Here is a 19,715-nt window from a genome sequence, read left to right as displayed (position 1 = left end):
GTGAGGTGACGAGCATGCAATTATTACAAACGATTGTATCATTTTTAAACAACATATTATGGTCGTATGTTCTTATCGCTCTTTTAATTGTCGTCGGATTGTATTTTACATTCCGTACAAAATTTGTTCAATTTCGTTATTTCGGTGAAATGTTCCGTGTCATTACAGAGGCGCCGGAAAAAACAGGTGCGATTTCGTCGCTCCAAGCGTTTTTCATGAGTACAGCGTCTCGCGTTGGAACAGGTAACTTAGCAGGCGTTGCGTTAGCGATTTCCGTTGGCGGACCTGGTGCAGTATTTTGGATGTGGTTGATCGCTTTAATTGGTGGTGCGTCAAGCTTTGTGGAAAGCACACTCGCCCAAATTTATAAAGTGAAAGATGGAAACGGTTATCGTGGCGGTCCGGCATATTATATTGAGCAAGGATTGAAAAAACGTTGGCTCGGTATATTGTTCGCCATTTTAATTACGTTCTCATTCGGTCTTGTATTTAACTCTGTTCAAGCAAATACAATTACATTTGCATTTGAGCACGCGTTTCAAATCGATCGTACAGTGATCGGTATTGTACTTACTATTTTAACCGCCTTTATTATTTTTGGTGGTGTGCATCGCGTAGCGAAAGCATCGTCTATTATCGTTCCAGTTATGGCGAGTTTGTATTTATTGATTGCGTTTTATGTTGTCTTAACGAACATAACGGAGTTGCCAGCAGTATTGTCTTTAATTTTTAAAAATGCATTTGGTATTGAACAAGCCGTTGGCGGAGGCTTTGGTGCGGCAATCATGATGGGAATTAAGCGCGGCTTATTCTCAAATGAAGCTGGAATGGGTAGTGCGCCGAACGCAGCAGCGACAGCAGAAGTTTCCCATCCAGTAAAACAAGGTTTCATTCAAACATTAGGTGTATTTGTTGATACGTTAGTTGTTTGTAGTGCAACAGCATTTATGATTTTATTATCAGGCGATTATATGAAAGAAGGGCTTGACGGAATTACTTTAACACAAACGGCATTGAGCACACATATTGGTGAGTGGGCAAAAGGATTTGTTGCAGTGAGTGTATTTTTATTTGCATATAGTTCAATTATCGGAAACTATTATTACGGCGAAACAAATATTGAATTTATTCGTTCAAGCAAAGCATCATTGCTCGTATATCGACTTGCGGTATTAGCTATGGTCATTTGGGGATCCGTATCGAGCATTCAAATCGTTTGGGATTTAGCAGATTTATTTATGGCGTTTATGGTTATCGTGAACTTAGTTTCGATTTTCTTACTTGGTCGAGTTGCTTTCGCGGCATTACAAGACTATGTCACACAACGAAAACAAGGAAAAAATCCAGTATTTTATGCACGAAATATTGGTGTAGACCATCAAGTGCAATGTTGGAAAGAAAAACAAATAGAGTGGAAAAAAGAAGCGTAAAAATGAGGCTGCTAGATTGCAGCCTCATTTTTTGAATAAGCCGGCAATTCAATAATAAAACATGAACCATGACCGAATTCGCTTTGAACACGCATCGCGCCTTTATGCAATTCAATAATTTTTCGTGACAAAGATAAACCAAGACCTGTTCCTGTTGATTTTGTCGAAAAAAACGGATCGAAAACGTGATGAATAATGGTAGAAGGGATACCAGGCCCATTATCACGCACATAAATTTGAACGAGATTATTGTGCAATTTCGTTTCAATGTCTACCCGCAACGATTTTTCCGTTTTCGCTTCAATCGCATTGCGAAATAAGTTAATAAACACTTGCAACAATTGATTTTTGTCAATGTTAACAACGCATTGTTGTAGTTTTTCATCTAAATGATACGAAAGCTCTACGTTATGAAGAAGCGCTTCACTTTGTAACAAAAGATCTAAATCATGTCGAATAAATTCGTTTATTCCAATCCATTCCGCTTTTACTTCGCTCGGTTTTGCAACGTTTAAAAAATCTGTAATAATATCATTTGCTCGATCGAGTTCTGGAATGAGAAGTTGATCAATGAGAGTAATGATATGTTCAGGTAGTTGTTCTTTTAAAAACTGTAAATACCCTCTTACTGTCGTTAAAGGATTTCGAATTTCGTGAGCAATCCCGGCAGCAATCCGGCCAGCGATCGCTAGTTTCTCTGCTTCTTTTATTTGATTAAGCGATTGAAACATACTAATCACACGTTTAATCGACCCATCTTCGTTATATAAAATGCGCGTATTAATAATCCCGTAATATCGATCGAGCACTTCACAATTGTAAAGTGGTTGCTTCGTTCGCAATGTTTTTAACGTCATAATTTGTTCATCTGGAATGTTTAACAATTCACGAATATGTTTGCCGATCATATCATCTCGGTTTACTCCAACATCGTTTGCTGCCTGTAAGTTACATAATGTAATTTTTCCTTCAGCGTCAACGAAAACAATATGATGAGAAACAAGGTCAAAAATAGGGGCTAAAAATTGTTCCACTTGTTCAAATGGATAGTCTTTTTGTAAATCAATATTCCATTGCAAAATGGGTGTTCTTTTCTCTTCCTTCTCTATTGTTTCAATCGTTGCAGAGGGAATATTTCTTTCTTTTTTTATTACTTTTCCGAGTTCATAATCAACGTATGAAAACGGAAAAGTAATGTGTTCCACAAAGCGTTTATATAACCGTATTTCTTCCTCGAGCTCATTTATTTTTTGTTTTAGTTGTTCATGACTTTCCATCCTTCTAACTCCTCATTTCACTATTCCTATGTTGAAGTTTAACGCAAAATTGACTAGTATGTAAATAAAATTTTATAAAACTATGTTCTAAATGAAAAATGTGATAAACAACAAGATATGAGAATAAGATGGAAAAGAATAAACGAGAAGGAGGGAAGAAGATGACACCTCAGTTTATGTCTTTCATCGATCCTTATGTTTATCAAACATTACAAACAATTAGAGGAAAAGAAGTCATCATTGAAACGGTGCGAGGAAATGTGCAAGGTGTTATTCAAGATGTAAAGCCTGATCATATTGTGTTAAAAAGTAGCGATACCCTCTTTTTTGTTCGCATCCAGCAAATCGTTTGGATTATGCCGAAATAAAAAGGAGGGGACTTGATGTTTACAAGAATAAACAAGCTTCAAATTGAGTTGCCAAAATCTACGTATGCGGACGCGAATGCAGCAGCGGCCGTTCAAGAGTTACTCGGTGGAAAGTTTGGAGAAATGTCAACATTAAACAATTACTTGTTTCAGTCATTCAATTTTCGGGAAAAGAAAAAATTGAAGCCTTTTTACGATTTAGTTGCAAGTATTACTGCAGAAGAATTAGGTCATGTGGAGCTCGTTACAACAGCTATAAACTTATGTTTAACAGGAACAACACATGAAGGGGCCCCGGATATTACGCCAATGCAAAACGGGGTAGATCAACGAAATACGTATCATTTTATTGCAACTGCACAAACAGCATTGCCAGGAGATTCGATGGGAAAATCGTGGTCAGGTGACTACGTGTTCAATAGTGGGAATTTAGTATTAGATTTGTTGCACAATTTCTTTTTAGAGTGTGGGGCGCGTACACATAAAATGAGAGTATATGAGATGACCGATCATCCAGTCGCACGAGAAATGATCGGCTATTTACTGGTCCGAGGAGGTGTGCATGTTATCGCCTATGCCAAAGCGCTTCAAATTGTTACAGGGGTGGATGTCACAAAAATGTTGCCGATTCCGAATTTAAGTAACGATAAATTTGATGCGGCAAAAAAGTACGAGGCGCAAGGGTGGCATAGAAGACTATATACGTTTAGCGAACATGATTATCAAGATGTTAAACAAATTTGGAAAGGAACACACCCGCTTGATGGAGGACAACTCGAAGTCATTCAAGGGACGCCAGCGGGTGCCCCAATTCCAGATTTAGAAGCAGTGGAGGAGACATTTGCCCCTGGTATTTCATACGAGGACTTTCTTGAAATTGCTAAGCGCCTTCAAAAATCAGCCGGCTTGTAGGCTATGCTTTGTGCATAGCAATTTTTTTTGATTAATTTTTATAATAAAACTATGTTCTAAATAATCAATGAAAAAAGAAAAAGAAAACAAGACAGAATTGCCTACGGATCTGTCAATCAAATATAATAAAGGAGACACAAAGGAGGATGAAAACTATTGATTACGCTACAACATATTCAAGAAGCTCAACAACGAATGAGAACAGTCGTTCATAAAACCCCTCTCGAATTTTCACAAACATTTAGTCGTTTATCGAATAATCGTGTATACATGAAGTTAGAAAATTTACAGAAAACAGGTTCATTTAAAGTGCGTGGATCTTACAACAAAATTATGTTGTTAAGTGATGAGGAAAAAAGTCGAGGAGTTATCGCAGCTTCAGCGGGTAATCACGCACAAGGAGTAGCCTATTCAAGCAATATGATTGGCATTCCGTGCACAATCGTCATGCCTAAAGGGGCGCCATTAAGTAAAATTCAAGCAACGCAAAGCTACGGGGCAAATGTCATTTTACACGGGGATGTGTTTGACGAATCGTTAGAATATGCTCGCAAACTTCAACAGGAAACAGGCGCAACGTTTGTTCACCCTTTTGACGATCCAGCTGTCATTGCCGGACAAGGAACGATCGGACTAGAATTATTTGAACAACTAGACGATATTGATGCAGTGGTTTGTCCGGTTGGGGGTGGGGGATTGCTAGCTGGTATAGCGATTGCGATGAAACAAAAAAATCCAGCTATTCGCGTATACGGCGTTGAATCCGCCGCTTGTGCCAGCACAACAGCAGCTAAACAACATAATCAACCGATTATCATTACTCCATCAAATACAATTGCGGACGGGATTGCTGTTAAGCGCATTGGGGATTTGACATTTTCGTACATACAGAAATATGTCGATGATATCGTTTGCGTAGAAGAAACAGATATTTCACGAACAATGTTATATTTACTCGAACGAAATAAATTGCTCGTTGAAGGATCAGCGGCTTGCTCACTAGCAGCTTTATTGTATAAAAAAATTCCGCTTGAAGGAAAAAATATTGTAGCCATTTTAAGTGGGGGAAATGTCGATGTCACGCTCATTTCACGAATTATTGAACGAGGGCTCGTTGAATCAGGAAGATTCGTCACATTTTCAACAGTCATTTCTGACAAACCGGGACAGTTAAATAAATTATTGCGCATTATTGCAGATTTAGAAGCGAACGTCATGTCCATTGATCATCAACGAATGGGGACAAACGTTCTTCCAGGGCAAGCAGAAGTGCGATTTTCCCTCGAAACAAAAAATAGGGAGCATATTGATCAAATTCAGCGTGTGTTGATCGAATCTGGATACGCAATTCGTCGCCTTGATTAAAAACGTAAATCGTACATTTTTTTCTTCACGTAAAACAATGCTTTTAAAATGATGCCTTTTTTACTATTATTAAATTAAATAAACGATTGACATTAAAGGTGGGGAGAACAAATGAAACAAATAGAGTTTTTTATCGTTCCGCACCCAAGGGGAACCGTACGAGTAGATGTATATAAAAAGAACGGGTCGTACGAAGCGCACGCCAAATTTAAAGATGTGGCTACAGCGCAAGCGAGCGGAAACGATAAACATTTTGCGGTATTACAAGCGCTACATGAACTTGCTAAATTTTTAAATAAATATAAAGGATCTTGAAGGAGGAATCGATGATGATTCATTTAAACTGGCATGAAAGACCAACGATAAAAACGGTTGTATGTAACCATACAAATGCCGAAAAGTACATCGTACATAACGTGTTAACACCAGGTAGAGAGTATGAAGTAAAAAACGAAACAGATGATTTTTATTTTATTATCGATAACCGTGGCAAAGTCGGGGGATACTATAAACATTATTTCACAGAAAAAGCGGTGTAATGCCGCTTTTTTTCATTTTCTACACAACATTCTCAAATAAATTTCACAATTATGTATTATACTCGCTTACGGATTGAATGAAAATAAGGGGGATCGTTAGTAATGAAAAAATGGATCGTACTGTTGATCGGTGCTCTTTTCTTCGCTCTAGCAGGATGCAACAATCAAGCGGAGGAAAAGCAAGAAGAAACAAAACAAACAGAGGAAAAACAAACAGAACAAAACAAAGAACAGTCAAATGAAGAAGATGTGTTTGCGAAAGCAGCAATGGCTGAACCAGATGAAAACACTGTATGTGTGTTTTGTAATATGAAAGTGTATCCAAAGGAACACGAGCTTGGCAAATTTACAGCGAAATCTGCAACAGAAAACGGTGACGTCTTGTTTTTTGATGACATCGGATGTTTATTTAACTATGAGCGCGATCACGGGGAAGCTGCAAAAAAATATGTACGCGATTACAACACATTAGAATGGATTGAATTACAAAACGCGACAGTGGTGAAAGCTGACATTAAGACACCGATGAACTACGGATATGCGTTTTTTGCAAAGAAAGAAGATGCTGAAAAATTTGTAAGCGAACAACCGAATGCAACGATTGTATCTTGGGAAGATGTTGATCAAGTTGCTCATGAGCGTTATATGAAAAAGAAACAAATGATGCAAAATAAAAATGATGGTCATGGTGACAGTATGGATCAACATGACCATGACAATGGGGATATGAAACAAGACGGACATAGTCATAACTAAAAAGCTGCCTTTCTGGCGGCTTTTTTATTTTTTTAGAAACTATTTACAACAACCGTATTATTTAATATAATACACTTATTACGGTTAGTACGGAAAAGAAAGGGGGGACGATATGTTTGATCTTGATTTACGAAGCCGAAAACCGATTTATGAACAGCTTATAGAAAAAATGAAAGAAATGATTATTCACGATGTTCTGAAACCGAATGAGCAACTACCATCTGTTCGTTTGCTCGCTAAACAGTTAACCATTAATCCAAATACGATTCAAAAAGCATATCGAGAATTAGAAAGAGAAGGGTACATTTACTCTATTCCCGGGAAAGGGAGTTTTGTTGCTAATAAAAAAGAGGCGATTTACGATGAAAAAGTAAAACAGCTAGAAGAAAGTATATTCAAACTATGTCAAGAAGCATTTTATATCGGGGTAAAAAAAGAGCAAATTTTTTCGATTGTTGAACGCGCAGAACGTGCGATGCGAGGAGGAGAGGAACTTGATTCAAATTAATCATGTAAGCAAGCGATTTGGAGAATTAGAGGCGATTAAAGATGTAACATTTTCCGTCACAAAAGGGTCGATCTATGGGTTACTTGGATCAAATGGCGCTGGAAAAACAACGCTGATGAAAATGATTGCAGGTATTTATAAACAAGACAAAGGAACGATTACTATTGATGGTGAGCCAATTTTCGAAAACATCAAGCAAAAAGAACGAATCATTTTTTTACCTGATGCACTCTATTTCTTCCCACATACAACAATTCGACAAATGGCTGACTTTTATCGTCATATATATCCAAAATGGAGCGAAGAACGTTTCCGCAACATGCAAGAACTATTCCCAATTGACGTAAATAAAAAAATTCATCGTATGTCAAAAGGAATGCAGCGACAAGTTGCATTTTGGTTAGCATTTTCTACTATGCCCGATGTGCTTATTTTAGACGAGCCACTTGATGGACTAGATGCTGTCATGAGACAAAAAGTGAAAAACATTTTATTTCAGGACGTAGCGGAAAGGGAAATGACCGTTGTTATTTCTTCGCACAACTTATTTGAAGTAGAAGATTTATGTGACCGTATTGGCATGTTACACCACGGTTCGCTCATCATTGAAAAAGAGCTAGATAACTTGAAAACAAACATTCATAAAGTGCAGGTAGCGTTCCAAGGACAAATTCCTTCTTCTTTTCTACAACATATAGATGTCGTTTACCAAGAACAACGTGGTAGCGTTTTACTTTGTATCGTTCGTGGGGAAGAAGAACAAATCATTGCACATATTCAGAAACATGAGCCAATTTTGTTTGATTTATTACCACTAACGTTAGAAGAAATATTTATTTATGAAATGGGGGAGCAAGGATATGCCATTGAAAACATTCTTGTTTAATCGTGGAATATTTACTCAAATTGTTCGCAACGTCGGTTGGGTCTCGCTTATTTATTTCATCGGTTTACTTTTTGCTTTGCCTATTCATATTTTTATGATGAGCGAAAACAAAGATTGGCTTATGCATCATCAAACAGGGCGCATATTTGATATTGGAAGTGTCATTCAGTTTTCGCTTATGTTCACACTTCCCATTTTGCTCGCTATTTTTTTATTTCGTTATATGCAAGTGAAGCTATCGGCTGACTACATGCATAGTCTACCAATTAAACGGGAGGTGCTATTTCTTCAACATACTGTTGTTGGAATGATTATTTTAATCGTACCCGTCGCAGTCATTGCAGTATGTTTAATCATGATGAAGCCATTCCTTCCGATTTCTTTATATTCATTTAAACATGTAGCTATTTGGTTTGTTAGTACCGTTTCAATGAATTTATTATTATTTTCTGGAGCCGTGTTTGTTGGGATGCTTACTGGCATGTCCATTTTGCAAGGCATGTTCGCTTACATTCTCTTTTTCTTCCCTGCTGGAATATTTATTCTACTTATATTTAATTTGAAATATTTTTTGTACGGCTTTGCATACGAATATTATTTATCTTCTAGCTTGAATGAAATAGTTCCTTTTATTCAGGCACTAAATTGGTCGACAAAACAAATCCAACCGCTCGAAATATTGATATATACTGTGCTGACTTTTATGTTTTATGGACTTAGTATATGGTTGTACAAAAAACGACATATTGAAATGGCAACAGATGCGATTGTCTTCCGCCCACTCCGCCCAGTATTTACATACGGTTTCACGTTTTGTGTCATGCTTGTCGGTGGAGCATATTTTGGACAGATGCAGCAAAAGATGAGTTGGGTGATTTTTGGATACGTATCTTCATCATTATTTGGTTACATCATCGCCCGCATGATTTTAGCAAAAACGTGGCGTGTATTTAGTCGTTGGAAAGAATACGTGGGATATGTGGTATTTATGAGTATCGTTGGTTTATTATTTACATTTGATGTATTTGGGTATAAGACGTACCAACCGTCATTAAACGAAATTGAACGAGCATATTTCGGTGACCACATATACTTTTTTGAAAACGATGAAATAGACGAGGAAAATGCCTTTTACTACGAGAAGGAAAATATTAGAAATATTTATTTATTTCATCAACACCTTATTGAACAACGAACATATCCAGTCAACGATAGACGGAACGTTGTTATCGGCTATGACTTAAAAAATGGAGAACGAATCGTTCGCGAATATACAGTTCCAACGAATTTATACAATCAATTTTATAAGCCGATTTTTAATTCCATTGAGTTCAAAAAGAATCATTATCCGATTTTACGTAAGACGAATTTTAAAGACGTTTTACAAATCAGGATTGGTTCAGAAGATAAAATCGTTCGCTTGCAAGATCGTGCTGATATTGAATCATTTTTAGCAGTCTTACAACAACAACTTTTACACGAAACGTTTGATGAAACAACAATAAATCGCAGTTGGGGTACAATTAGCATTTTGTATGAAAAATACGAAGAACAAGGAATAGAGTGGAGAAAATCGTACCATCTCGTTGAACAATGGCTACAAGATCGTGGTTTATTACAACAAGCGAGAGTGACAGCTGATGATATTGCTGAAATCAAAATTATTAAAAATACAAAACAAGTTCCATGGTATGACTGGACACCTGAAATGATTGAGCGAGAAAAAGCAAAAATGGTCGTTCATGATAAAGTGAAAATTGAACAATGTTTACAAATGGCTGCTCGGGGAGAAGAAGATTATATTTTAGGTATTTACTATAAAAATGGCCGTATTGACATTCAGTCATTTTCAAAACATTTTGTTCCTCCATTTGTTCATTAAAAGACCTGCACGTTCAGGTCTTTTTCTTTGTTGGCAAACGAGGGGGATATTCGGTAATATATTGTTGTTCATGATAAAAAATAGAGAGGTTGACTAGCTGTGAGAAAAATTGAACTGTTAGCGCCAGCGGGAGATTGGGATTGTCTTCGTGCTGCTGTTGCCAATGGAGCAGACGCAGTTTATTTTGGTGTTGATAAATATAATGCACGTGTACGGGCGAAAAACTTTCGTATGGAAGAATTAAAAGATGTGATGGCTTATTTGCATAAATACAATGTGCGTGGATATGTTACTTTTAATATTTTAGTGTTTGAAAATGAGCTAGAAGAAGCAAAGCGGCTCGTTGAAGTATGTATAGATGCAGGAGTAGATGCACTGATCGTCCAAGATTTAGGACTTGTTAAACTCATCCGCGATTTGTCACCTGATTTTCCGATTCACGGATCAACACAAATGACTGTTACATCTCCAGAAGCTGTTGAATTTCTAAATCCTTACCACTTAGAAGTCATTGTACTTGGTCGCGAAAATAATTTAACACACATTCAAAAAATTGCTGAGAAAACGAACGTTCCTTTAGAAGTATTTGTTCACGGAGCACTTTGTGTATCGTATTCTGGGCAATGTTTGACGTCAGAAATGTGGGGTGGGCGTTCAGCCAATCGTGGAGAATGCGCCCAAGCTTGTCGTCTTCCATATGATTTAATCGTTGATGGCGAGCAAAAAGAAATGGGAAACGTTGCTTATTTACTTTCACCAAAAGATTTAGCTGCTCTTGATCTCGTTCCGGAACTTATCGAAGCAGGGGTAAGCACGTTTAAAATCGAAGGGCGATTAAAGTCACCAGAATATGTAGCAAATGTTGTCAGTAAATACCGAAAAGCTATTGATGAATATTTAGCAGGACGCCATTATACTCCTTCAACGGAGGAAATACGTGAACTACAACAAAGCTTTAGTCGAGGATTTACACATGGCTTTTTAAAAGGAACGAACAACAAACAGCTTGTTGATGGAACGTTTCCGAAAAGCCGTGGTGTATTTCTTGGAACAGTCAAAAAAGTATTAAAAGACGGGGTTTTATGTGAACTGCAAGCCCCGTTAAAACGTGGGGATGGCATCGTATTTGATGCAGGCCGCCCAGAAGAAAAAGAAGAAGGCGGACGCGTGTACGATTTACGAAAACACGGAAAAAAAGTCGAAGGGGAAGTGGAAAAAGGTCTTGTTGAAATTGTCCCTGGCCGACATGACGTCAATTTAACGCGCGTGCGTGTAGGGGATCGCATTTGGAAAACGAGCGACCAAGAGCTTGATCGTCGTTTGCGTAAAACATTTGAAACCGAGCGACCATATCAGTTGTTTCCGCTAACTGTGCATGTGTACGGTGAAGCAGGAAAACCGCTCATTTCAACATGGCGTGATGAAACGACAGGCAATGAAGTAATCGTTCAATCTGAGCAAATGTTAGATGTTGCACAAAAACGGCCGCTCACATTAGATTTTATAAAAGAGCAATTCGGGAGATTAGGTGGAACGATTTTTGAATTACAAGACGTTTATATGCATATCACAGGTGATGTTATTCTTCCGGTTAAAGAATTAAACCGAATAAGAAGACAAGCCGTTGAACAGCTTATTGAAAAACGACAACGTCCGCGCCTATACATCAAGCAAGCCGTTGATTTAACATCTTCTTACCGACAAAAACAACGAGCAGAGAACCCTTCTTTAATGGCGCTTTGTCGTACGCTCGAACAAGTTGAAGCGGCATGTCATACAGATGTAGACATGGTGTATGCCGATTTCGAATTTACAACCGATTATCCGAAAGCTGTGCAGATCGCACGAGCAACGAGTAAGCCGATCGCTTTAGCTACCCCGCGCATTCATATGCCTGGGGAAAATGGAATTTTAAGAGGAATTTTAAAAGCTGAACCAGATGCCATTTTAGTTCGTAGTTTAGGAGCGGTGCAGTATTATACGAATCAATCAATAGAACAAACGTTAATTGGAGATTTTTCGCTTAACATCTCAAACCATCTGGCTGCACAGTTGTTTTTATCTCGAGGGCTCGATCGGATTACTCCTTCATACGATTTAAATATTCAACAAATGATTGATTTACTTGAAGCAGCACCAACAGAACATATCGAAATGGTTATTCATCAACATTTACCGATGTTTCACACTGAACATTGTGTATACTGTACATTTTTAAGTGAAGGAACCGATTTTACGAACTGCGGACGACCATGTGAAAAACATCGTGTATCGTTGCGTGACCGTATTGGCATGCTTCATCCTGTTCGTGTGGATATCGGCTGCCGAAATACAGTGTACAATGCCATTGAACAATCTGGGGCAGAATATATTCCACACTTTTTATCCCTTGGTGTTCGCTCGTATCGTGTCGAGTTTTTGGAAGAGTCAGCAAAAAAAGTAGAAGAAGTCATCACATTATATCGCGAAGCGCTCGAAGGCAAACGGAGCGGAACAAGCGTATGGCGTACGTTAAAAGCCATTAATCAACTCGGCGTGACACGAGGACAACTAATCAAAAAATAAGCGGGCTCAGGCTCGCTTATTTTTTGTTATTTGTACATTTTGCTATAATAGTAAATGAACGAAAAAAGAAAGGGTGATTTATATGCCAGCTGTTGAATCAAATATGTTTCCACTAGGCGAAAAAGCTCCATCGTTTGAACTTGTCAACGTGATCAACGGACAAATCGTTCGGTTAGAAGACGTCAAATCGGATATTGCAACAGTAATCATGTTCATTTGCAATCATTGCCCATTTGTTAAACATGTTCAAGAGGAGCTTGTCCGTCTCGCCAACGATTATCAACCAAAAGGGATTTCATTTATTGCCATTAATTCAAATGATGTGGAAAAATATCCAGATGATTCGCCAGAAAAAATGAAAGAGGTAGCTGAACAACTTGGATATCCCTTTCCATACTTATTTGACGAAACACAGGAAGTAGCAAAAGCATATCAAGCTGCATGCACGCCAGACTTTTACATATTCAACGGTGAATTACAATGTGTTTACCGTGGTCAACTCGATGATTCACGCCCAAGTAACGGAATCCCAGTGACTGGATCTTCTATTCGTACAGCTTTAGATGCATTGCTATCAGGGAAACCTGTTCCGAAAGAACAGAAGCCAAGCATCGGTTGCAGCATCAAATGGAAAGAAAAATAAAAAAAACATTTGACATTTTTATTTCAAGCCTATATACTTAAGAAGTACCATTTCGTTCGTTATATCAATGATCGTTATAAGCTGCACCTTTGTCAGGTTCATCTTATAAGGACTTGACGAAAGTGTAGCTTTTGTTTTATGAGTAATGAAACGGTGGTCAATTTTTAAAATTGTTTTGGAGGAATTTCACATGAACACAGGTAAAGTAAAATGGTTTAACGCAGAAAAAGGTTTTGGATTCATTGAGACGGACGGAGGTACAGACGTATTCGTTCACTTCACAGCGATCCAAGGTACTGGATTCAAAACGTTGGAAGAAGGCGAAAAAGTAACATTTGACATCGTGAATGGCAACCGTGGGCCGCAAGCGGCAAACGTCCAAAAAGCATAAATAGTCAAACGTACGGGATCTCGCTTTTCGTGAGATCCCGTTTTTATATGCTTTTTATATGCAACGAAACAAATTCTCACTGGCGCAGCTTCGGAGCTGCAAGGACGGAAGAGAGGTAGGGTTTCCGTCGTTTTTGTTTGTTCAACACGCTCATATCAAGAGTGTGTTTTTTTTAAAATAAAAATACAGAAAATTTGATAAAAAACTATTGAAAAATGATGAATGATTCCATATAATAAACTCATGTTATAAAACTATACATAAGAATGTGAGGTAATGTGACATGAGTGAACTGCTCGTCTCTGAACAAACAAACACTTCGACGCTTGAACAAATTAAAGAAATCATTAAACAAAAACATGTGGAACTATTACATTTACAATTTGTTGATATTGAAGGTGTTTTAAAGCACGTCACAGTGACAGCGGAACAACTAGATGATGTAGTAGAAGGGAAAATAATGTTTGATGGATCTTCTATCAAAGGTTTTTCGCCAATCAATCGCTCAGACTTATATTTACTTCCTGATTTACAAACATTTGCAGTACTACCATGGACAGTAGAAGAGGGGTATGCAGAAGCACGTTTTCTTTGCTCTGTGATGAATCCAGACGGAACGTTATTTGATGGCGATCCACGTAACGTATTGAAAAAAACAGTTGAACGAGCGAAACAAAAAGGATATACGATCTCCGTTGGCCCTGAATTAGAGTTTTTCTTGTTTAAAACAGATGAAAATGGGAATCCGACAACAATACCACAAGATAACGGTGGCTATTTTGAGCCATCACCAAAAGATCTCGGTGAACGAGTTCGCTTAGACATTTATCGTGCATTAAAAGCAATGGGATTTACGATTGAGGCTTCGCATCATGAAGTGGCTGAAGGTCAACATGAAATTAACTTTAAATATGCGGATGCGCTTAGTTCCGCTGACAATGCAACAACATATAAATGGGTTGTAAAAACGATTGCTAAAAAATACGGATTGCATGCCACATTTATGCCAAAACCGATTTTTGGTATTAACGGTTCAGGTATGCACGTAAACATTTCGCTATTTAAAGATGGAGAAAATGCGTTTTTTGATCCAGCGGATGACAATCAATTATCTGAAACGGCATATCAATTTATTGCTGGTTTATTGCACAACGTAAAAAGTTTCGCAGCCATTACGAATCCATTAGTAAACTCGTATAAACGTCTCGTCCCAGGATATGAAGCGCCTTGTTATATTGCGTGGTCGGCATCAAACCGCTCCGCATTAATTCGCATCCCTGCAAAACGAGGATTAGCAACACGCGTTGAGCTTCGTTGTCCAGATCCATCTGCCAATCCGTATTTAGCGTTTGCAGTTATCGCTGAGGCAGGGCTTGATGGAGTAGAAAAAGAGTTCACTTGCCCAGCACCAATCGACGAAGATATTTTCCATATGACGAATGAACGTCGTAAAGAGCTTCGTATCGAAAACCTTCCAGGTAGTTTAGGGAAAGCGATTGAAGAATTAGAAAATGGAACGATTGGACGTCATACATTAGGTGACCATGTATTTAACGAATATATCGCAATGAAAAAGAACGAATGGGATAGCTATCGAACAGCTGTTCATGCTTGGGAAATTGAACATTATCAAGCAAAATTTTAAAAGCGAGCGATTGTGCTCGCTTTTTTGCATGTTTTCATTATGTGTTTGAACAGCAAATCGTTTATGATGATACATAGAACATAACGAAAGGGTGGTAATGTGTCTAAACGAATCATCGGGATGATTGTGGCGATTTGTGCTGCGACAACATTGCTATGGGCTATCGGCTTAATCGTCACTATTCAAGACCAATTTTTTTACAAGGCTTCCTCAGTAAAACAAGAGCAAAAACCAACAACTTTAAGTATGGAGAAAAGTGGTTCACTTTCCATTATTGCGCTTGGTGATTCATTAACGCGCGGAACGGGGGATGAGACGGGGAAAGGGTACGTTGGCTATGTCGTAGATGAACTGAAAAAGAAAACAAGCCAACACGTTCAATTTACCAATTTAGCTATTAAAGGACAACGATCTGCACAATTGATTGGCCAACTCAAACAAAAAGAAGTGCAACGTCAATTAAAAGAAGCCGACATCATTTTAATGACGATTGGAGGAAACGACTTATTTCGCGGTGGCGAAGCATTGAGAGACTTATCCACTACGCAAATAGAAAAAGAAAAAGAGAAATTTGCCCAACAGCTACGTACAATTTTTCAGCTTGTTCGCACAGTAAATAACGAAGCACCCGTATTTTACATTGCTTTATATAATCCGTTTAATGATTTAGATAATGGGAAAGAAACATCTGCCGTTGTACGCAGTTGGAATTATGTGGCATCTGAAGTAGCAGCGGACTATCAATTCATCATTTGTGTTCCGACATATGATTTGTTTGAACTACAAGTAAACGACTATTTATATACAGATAAATTCCATCCTAATAAAGAAGGATATAAACGAATTGGTGAACGTGTTGCCTCACTTATTACGTTAACGAAAGGGGAAAAATAATGGAAGAAACGTTAGTTGTACAACATGTACGAAAAACAATTGGAAAAAAAGAAATTATTAAAGGGCTTTCGTTTTCGTTAAGAAAAGGAGAAGTGTTCGGCTTCTTAGGTCCAAATGGTGCAGGAAAGACAACGACTATTCGCATGCTCGTCGGGTTAATTCGACCGACATCTGGAAAGATTTCAATTTGCGGATATGATTTACAAAAACAATTTACAAAGGCGATCCAACATATAGGCTGTATTGTTGAAAACCCTGAACTTTACCCATATTTAAGCGGTTGGGAAAATCTTGAGCATTTTGCACGGATGGTTCCAGGAATTACAGCTCATCGCATTCAAGAAGTGGTTGAACTCGTCGGTCTACAAAATCGGATCCATGATCTTGTCCGCACGTATTCGCTTGGCATGCGTCAACGCCTCGGAATTGCGCAAGCGTTACTTGGAAAACCGACGGTGCTTATTTTAGACGAACCTACAAACGGCTTAGATCCTGTCGGCATTCGTGAAATGAGACAGTTTATTCGCTCGCTTGCTGAAAAAGAACAGTTAAGTGTGCTCGTCTCATCACATTTATTGAGTGAAATACAACTTATGTGCGATCGTGTGGCGATTATGTCGAAAGGTCAGATTATTCGCATTGATACGGTCGAACATTTACTACAAGAACAAGCTCGGACATATTGGAGCGTTGATCCGATAGATACAGCCAAACAAATACTACAAAATGAAACGACTTTGCTCGGTGAAAAAGATGGAGCGCTCGTGACATTCTATGAATCAAACGAAACGATTGCGCGTTGCAATGCTCGTTTAATTGAAGCAGGGGTATATGTCAGTGGAATTGAACGCAAACTTCCAACACTAGAAGACTTATTTATTGAATTAACAGGAGGGGAAACGATTGATTAATCTTGTATACAATGAAATGTTAAAAATTGTTCGTAAAAAACGACTGTTTATTATCGCAGCGATCGTTGCTGTTCTCGTTAGCTTATTTACATACGCACAATTTAAACAAATCGAAACAATTCGAGAACGGATCGGAACGACAGATTGGCGCACACAGCTACAACAACAAATCATCGACACACAAAATCGCTTAAACTCAACAGGCATTTCTGAGGAATGGAAAAAGTTTCTGAAAATCCGTTTACAGCAACAACAATATTATTTAGACAACGATATTAATCCGATGGCACCCGGCGCTCCAACATTTATGCGCATGTTTATTGAAAACTCCATTGAGTTATTTTTGCCGCTTCTTGTTATGGTCATTGCAGCTGATCTCGTTTCGTCAGAGGCGAGCGGAGGAACAATCAAGCTGTTGTTGACACGTCCTGTAAAACGATGGAAAGTTTTAATGAGTAAATATATAGCGATGATTTTGTCTACGTCGTTTATCGTATTTTCTGTCGCTCTATTATCATACGCTATCTCTGGCATTGTATTTGGATATGGTGGATGGAATTTGCCGCTTTTAACAGGATTTTCGGTTCAAGGTGAAGAACTAAATACAACAGCTGTTCATCTTATTCCGCAATGGAAATACTTGCTTATTGAATTCGGGCTCGCTTTTTTTGTTTCGCTCGTCGTCGGTACGCTTACGTTTATGTTATCCGTATTAATACGTAGTACAGCGGCAGTAATGGGTATTATGCTTGCTGCTCTTATTTCAGGTGCGATTTTATCAAGCATGGTATCATCGTGGGAGTCCGCGAAATATTTATTTATGGTAAATTTACGACTCACAAGTTACATTAGTGGAACAGCGCCACCGATTGATGGGATGACACTTTCCTTTTCAATGACTGTGCTCGCCGTTTGGGCGCTTGGTGCACTGATCGTTTCTTTTTATGTATTTACGAAAAGGGATGTTTACTAATGAAAAAAAAGATTTATACGGTCATGGATGAATTAAGACGACGAACACCAACGATTATGGATTTCGACAAATTCGCTACATATGCTGTTCTTCTTCCACTCATCCGTCAACACGATGATACATTTGTCTTATTTGAAGTGCGTTCATTTCAATTACGTCGACAGCCCGGTGAAATTTGTTTTCCAGGTGGAAAAATGGATGCGTGTGATCAAAGTCCACAAGAAACAGCCATTCGAGAAACATGTGAAGAGTTGGGAATTGAAAGAGAACATATTACACATGTCGTTCCACTTGATTATATGCTTTCACCATTTGGCATGGTCATTTATCCGTTTGTTGCATTTGTTGACATTGAACAGATGCAAATAAACGAAAAAGAAGTGGAAGACGTGTTCACTGTCCCGTTATCTTTTTTTATTGAAACGAAACCACAAATATATCGGGTTCAATTCGAACCAAAACCTGAAGACGATTTCCCATTTGACGATATTCCTGGAGGAAGACAGTATAATTGGCGACCAAGGCAAATCGAAGAATATTTTTATTACTACAAAGACAAAGTCATTTGGGGATTAACCGCAAAAATTGTGTATCATTTCGCTAGACTTATTGAACAGATGAGGGGAGAATAAGTATGGGACAACCTGTTGATTTAGGATTTGGCATTTCACTTATTGATTTATATGATCTACAAACTGCCCAGCGAACAGGAGCGTACGTTTTTCATGAAGAAGAAGTGACGATTATCGAAACAAGTGCGAGCCCTTCTATCCCACATTTACTTAAAGGACTGGAAGCGCTCTCTATTGATTTACACGACGTAAAAAACATTATCGTTACACATATCCATTTAGATCATGCTGGTGGGGCGGGGATGTTACTACAACATTGTCCAAATGCTCGCGTATTCGTTCATCCAAAAGGCATGCGCCATTTAGCTGACCCGTCTCGTCTCATCGAAGGGGCAAAAGCCGTTTATGGCCAATCGTTTGACGCTTTATTTGATCCGATTGTTCCAATTCCTGAAGAGCGATTAATTGTAAAAGAAGATGGGGAAACGTTACAAATCGGAAAAAATCGTACACTAACGTTTCTTCATACACCGGGGCATGCGAATCACCATTTCTCTATTTATGATCAAAAAAGTAACGGCATTTTTACAGGTGATACAGCCGGTGTCTTTTACCCTCAATTGCTTTCGTACGGTGTTGAGTTATACTTGCCGTCTACATCGCCAAATCAATTTGATCCCGAAACGATGCGCACATCGATTGAAAGATTTATGACGCTACGTCCAGATCGTATATATTTTGGCCATTTTGGTATGTCAACACATACGCAAGCGGTTTGGGATCAGCTTCATTACTGGCTGCCACTCTTTGTACAAGTCAGTCATGATATCGTAAATGAACAAGTCAATCAATCTTTTACAGAAAAAACAGAGGATGTTTCCAATCGTTTATTTCATATTATCCAAACATTTTTGCGCAAAAAGCAAGTACCTGATGATGCGGATGTATATAAAATACTTCAGCTCGATTTACAAGTGTGTGCACTGGGTCTTGTTGACTATATGGAGAAACAAAAAAGGTAATTGACGACAAATCATGTTTTCGCTATAATTTCTTTGGCACCCCACTCATACGGAGGAGTACCCAAGTCCGGCTGAAGGGGTCGGTCTCGAAAACCGATAGGGGTGTCAAAGCCCGCGGGGGTTCGAATCCCCCCTCCTCCGCCATATCTCCTCTTTTATTCCTTCTTTGTGATCTT

20 protein-coding genes and 1 tRNA gene are annotated in these 19,715 nt (G+C 38.4%); 20 read left to right on the top strand and 1 reads right to left on the bottom strand.

Features of this window, described 5'->3' with window-relative positions; all coding sequences use genetic code 11:
- The first annotated feature begins 14 nt into the window (after positions 1–14).
- Positions 15–1,430: an alanine/glycine:cation symporter family protein gene (locus HNR63_RS05995; protein WP_085789400.1), complete on the top strand. Its 1,416-nt coding sequence runs from the start codon at positions 15–17 to the stop codon at positions 1,428–1,430.
- Between the two features lie 11 nt (positions 1,431–1,441).
- On the opposite strand, the gene HNR63_RS05990 is transcribed toward HNR63_RS05995, so the two are convergent.
- A complete protein-coding gene (locus tag HNR63_RS05990; RefSeq protein WP_181520132.1) occupies positions 1,442–2,707 on the bottom strand; it encodes a two-component system sensor histidine kinase NtrB in 1,266 nt (421 codons plus the stop codon).
- A 161-nt stretch (positions 2,708–2,868) separates the two neighbouring features.
- Between HNR63_RS05990 and HNR63_RS05985 the strand changes: the two genes are divergently transcribed.
- From HNR63_RS05985 to HNR63_RS05895, 19 genes are all read left to right on the top strand, one after another.
- Positions 2,869–3,075, top strand: coding sequence for a YuzF family protein (locus HNR63_RS05985; RefSeq protein WP_181520131.1), 207 nt, complete (start codon positions 2,869–2,871; stop codon positions 3,073–3,075).
- A 15-nt stretch (positions 3,076–3,090) separates the two neighbouring features.
- The gene (locus HNR63_RS05980) at positions 3,091–3,987 is read left to right on the top strand and encodes a manganese catalase family protein (RefSeq protein WP_085789397.1); all 897 of its coding nucleotides are present in this window, start codon (positions 3,091–3,093) and stop codon (positions 3,985–3,987) included.
- Between the two features lie 156 nt (positions 3,988–4,143).
- Positions 4,144–5,352 (top strand): threonine ammonia-lyase, encoded by a 1,209-nt coding sequence (gene ilvA, locus HNR63_RS05975; RefSeq protein WP_181520130.1) that lies wholly within the window; start codon positions 4,144–4,146, stop codon positions 5,350–5,352.
- A 111-nt stretch (positions 5,353–5,463) separates the two neighbouring features.
- A complete protein-coding gene (locus tag HNR63_RS05970) occupies positions 5,464–5,667 on the top strand; it encodes a hypothetical protein (protein ID WP_021094053.1) in 204 nt (67 codons plus the stop codon).
- 14 nt (positions 5,668–5,681) lie between these two features.
- The gene (locus HNR63_RS05965; protein WP_035062968.1) at positions 5,682–5,891 is read left to right on the top strand and encodes a DUF6501 family protein; all 210 of its coding nucleotides are present in this window, start codon (positions 5,682–5,684) and stop codon (positions 5,889–5,891) included.
- Between the two features lie 102 nt (positions 5,892–5,993).
- Positions 5,994–6,647 (top strand): nitrous oxide reductase accessory protein NosL, encoded by a 654-nt coding sequence (locus HNR63_RS05960; RefSeq protein ID WP_181520129.1) that lies wholly within the window; start codon positions 5,994–5,996, stop codon positions 6,645–6,647.
- A 112-nt stretch (positions 6,648–6,759) separates the two neighbouring features.
- Positions 6,760–7,155 (top strand): GntR family transcriptional regulator, encoded by a 396-nt coding sequence (locus HNR63_RS05955; protein ID WP_021094050.1) that lies wholly within the window; start codon positions 6,760–6,762, stop codon positions 7,153–7,155.
- Positions 7,142–8,041, top strand: coding sequence for an ABC transporter ATP-binding protein (locus HNR63_RS05950; RefSeq protein ID WP_181520128.1), 900 nt, complete (start codon positions 7,142–7,144; stop codon positions 8,039–8,041). Before HNR63_RS05955 ends, HNR63_RS05950 begins: the two co-directional genes overlap by 14 nt.
- Positions 8,016–9,923, top strand: a complete 1,908-nt coding sequence (locus HNR63_RS05945) for a DUF6449 domain-containing protein (RefSeq protein ID WP_181520127.1) — start codon at positions 8,016–8,018, stop codon at positions 9,921–9,923. The genes HNR63_RS05950 and HNR63_RS05945 overlap by 26 nt, the downstream gene beginning before the upstream one ends.
- Before the next feature lie 99 nt (positions 9,924–10,022).
- On the top strand, positions 10,023–12,488 hold the full coding sequence (locus tag HNR63_RS05940) for a U32 family peptidase (RefSeq protein ID WP_181520126.1): 2,466 nt from the start codon (positions 10,023–10,025) through the stop codon (positions 12,486–12,488).
- A gap of 82 nt (positions 12,489–12,570) precedes the next feature.
- Positions 12,571–13,131: a thioredoxin family protein gene (locus HNR63_RS05935; protein ID WP_181520125.1), complete on the top strand. Its 561-nt coding sequence runs from the start codon at positions 12,571–12,573 to the stop codon at positions 13,129–13,131.
- A gap of 190 nt (positions 13,132–13,321) precedes the next feature.
- A complete protein-coding gene (locus HNR63_RS05930) occupies positions 13,322–13,522 on the top strand; it encodes a cold-shock protein (protein WP_003398700.1) in 201 nt (66 codons plus the stop codon).
- 283 nt (positions 13,523–13,805) lie between these two features.
- Positions 13,806–15,167: a type I glutamate--ammonia ligase gene (gene glnA, locus HNR63_RS05925; protein WP_181520124.1), complete on the top strand. Its 1,362-nt coding sequence runs from the start codon at positions 13,806–13,808 to the stop codon at positions 15,165–15,167.
- A gap of 99 nt (positions 15,168–15,266) precedes the next feature.
- Positions 15,267–16,061: an SGNH/GDSL hydrolase family protein gene (locus HNR63_RS05920; protein WP_181520123.1), complete on the top strand. Its 795-nt coding sequence runs from the start codon at positions 15,267–15,269 to the stop codon at positions 16,059–16,061.
- On the top strand, positions 16,061–16,972 hold the full coding sequence (locus tag HNR63_RS05915) for an ABC transporter ATP-binding protein (RefSeq protein ID WP_181520122.1): 912 nt from the start codon (positions 16,061–16,063) through the stop codon (positions 16,970–16,972). The genes HNR63_RS05920 and HNR63_RS05915 overlap by 1 nt, the downstream gene beginning before the upstream one ends.
- Positions 16,965–17,945 (top strand): ABC transporter permease, encoded by a 981-nt coding sequence (locus tag HNR63_RS05910; RefSeq protein WP_043968102.1) that lies wholly within the window; start codon positions 16,965–16,967, stop codon positions 17,943–17,945. The genes HNR63_RS05915 and HNR63_RS05910 overlap by 8 nt, the downstream gene beginning before the upstream one ends.
- The gene (locus HNR63_RS05905; RefSeq protein ID WP_181520121.1) at positions 17,945–18,577 is read left to right on the top strand and encodes an NUDIX hydrolase; all 633 of its coding nucleotides are present in this window, start codon (positions 17,945–17,947) and stop codon (positions 18,575–18,577) included. The genes HNR63_RS05910 and HNR63_RS05905 overlap by 1 nt, the downstream gene beginning before the upstream one ends.
- Positions 18,578–18,579: 2 nt before the next feature.
- Positions 18,580–19,539 carry an MBL fold metallo-hydrolase gene (locus HNR63_RS05900; RefSeq protein ID WP_181520120.1) on the top strand — a complete coding sequence of 320 codons (960 nt, stop codon included), beginning with the start codon at positions 18,580–18,582 and terminating at the stop codon, positions 19,537–19,539.
- A gap of 51 nt (positions 19,540–19,590) precedes the next feature.
- Positions 19,591–19,683, top strand: a tRNA-Ser gene (locus tag HNR63_RS05895).
- Positions 19,684–19,715: the final 32 nt, after the last annotated feature.

The organism is Anoxybacillus ayderensis (assembly GCF_013761015.1).
Lineage (GTDB): Bacteria > Bacillota > Bacilli > Bacillales > Anoxybacillaceae > Anoxybacillus > Anoxybacillus ayderensis.
The sequence above is the reverse complement of the archived record's forward strand: the minus strand, read 5'-3'. Positions and strand labels throughout refer to the sequence as shown.

Bases quoted from the DNA above. Each gene is read 5' to 3' on its own strand.
- HNR63_RS05995 (WP_085789400.1), top strand. From the start codon at position 15: ATGCAATTATTACAAACGATTGTATCATTTTTAAACAACATATTATGG.
- HNR63_RS05990 (WP_181520132.1), bottom strand. From the start codon at position 2,707: ATGGAAAGTCATGAACAACTAAAACAAAAAATAAATGAGCTCGAGGAA.
- HNR63_RS05985 (WP_181520131.1), top strand. From the start codon at position 2,869: ATGACACCTCAGTTTATGTCTTTCATCGATCCTTATGTTTATCAAACA.
- HNR63_RS05980 (WP_085789397.1), top strand. From the start codon at position 3,091: ATGTTTACAAGAATAAACAAGCTTCAAATTGAGTTGCCAAAATCTACG.
- HNR63_RS05970 (WP_021094053.1), top strand. From the start codon at position 5,464: ATGAAACAAATAGAGTTTTTTATCGTTCCGCACCCAAGGGGAACCGTA.
- HNR63_RS05965 (WP_035062968.1), top strand. From the start codon at position 5,682: ATGATTCATTTAAACTGGCATGAAAGACCAACGATAAAAACGGTTGTA.
- HNR63_RS05960 (WP_181520129.1), top strand. From the start codon at position 5,994: ATGAAAAAATGGATCGTACTGTTGATCGGTGCTCTTTTCTTCGCTCTA.
- HNR63_RS05955 (WP_021094050.1), top strand. From the start codon at position 6,760: ATGTTTGATCTTGATTTACGAAGCCGAAAACCGATTTATGAACAGCTT.
- HNR63_RS05945 (WP_181520127.1), top strand. From the start codon at position 8,016: ATGCCATTGAAAACATTCTTGTTTAATCGTGGAATATTTACTCAAATT.
- HNR63_RS05935 (WP_181520125.1), top strand. From the start codon at position 12,571: ATGCCAGCTGTTGAATCAAATATGTTTCCACTAGGCGAAAAAGCTCCA.
- HNR63_RS05930 (WP_003398700.1), top strand. From the start codon at position 13,322: ATGAACACAGGTAAAGTAAAATGGTTTAACGCAGAAAAAGGTTTTGGA.
- glnA (WP_181520124.1), top strand. From the start codon at position 13,806: ATGAGTGAACTGCTCGTCTCTGAACAAACAAACACTTCGACGCTTGAA.
- HNR63_RS05915 (WP_181520122.1), top strand. From the start codon at position 16,061: ATGGAAGAAACGTTAGTTGTACAACATGTACGAAAAACAATTGGAAAA.
- HNR63_RS05905 (WP_181520121.1), top strand. From the start codon at position 17,945: ATGAAAAAAAAGATTTATACGGTCATGGATGAATTAAGACGACGAACA.
- HNR63_RS05900 (WP_181520120.1), top strand. From the start codon at position 18,580: ATGGGACAACCTGTTGATTTAGGATTTGGCATTTCACTTATTGATTTA.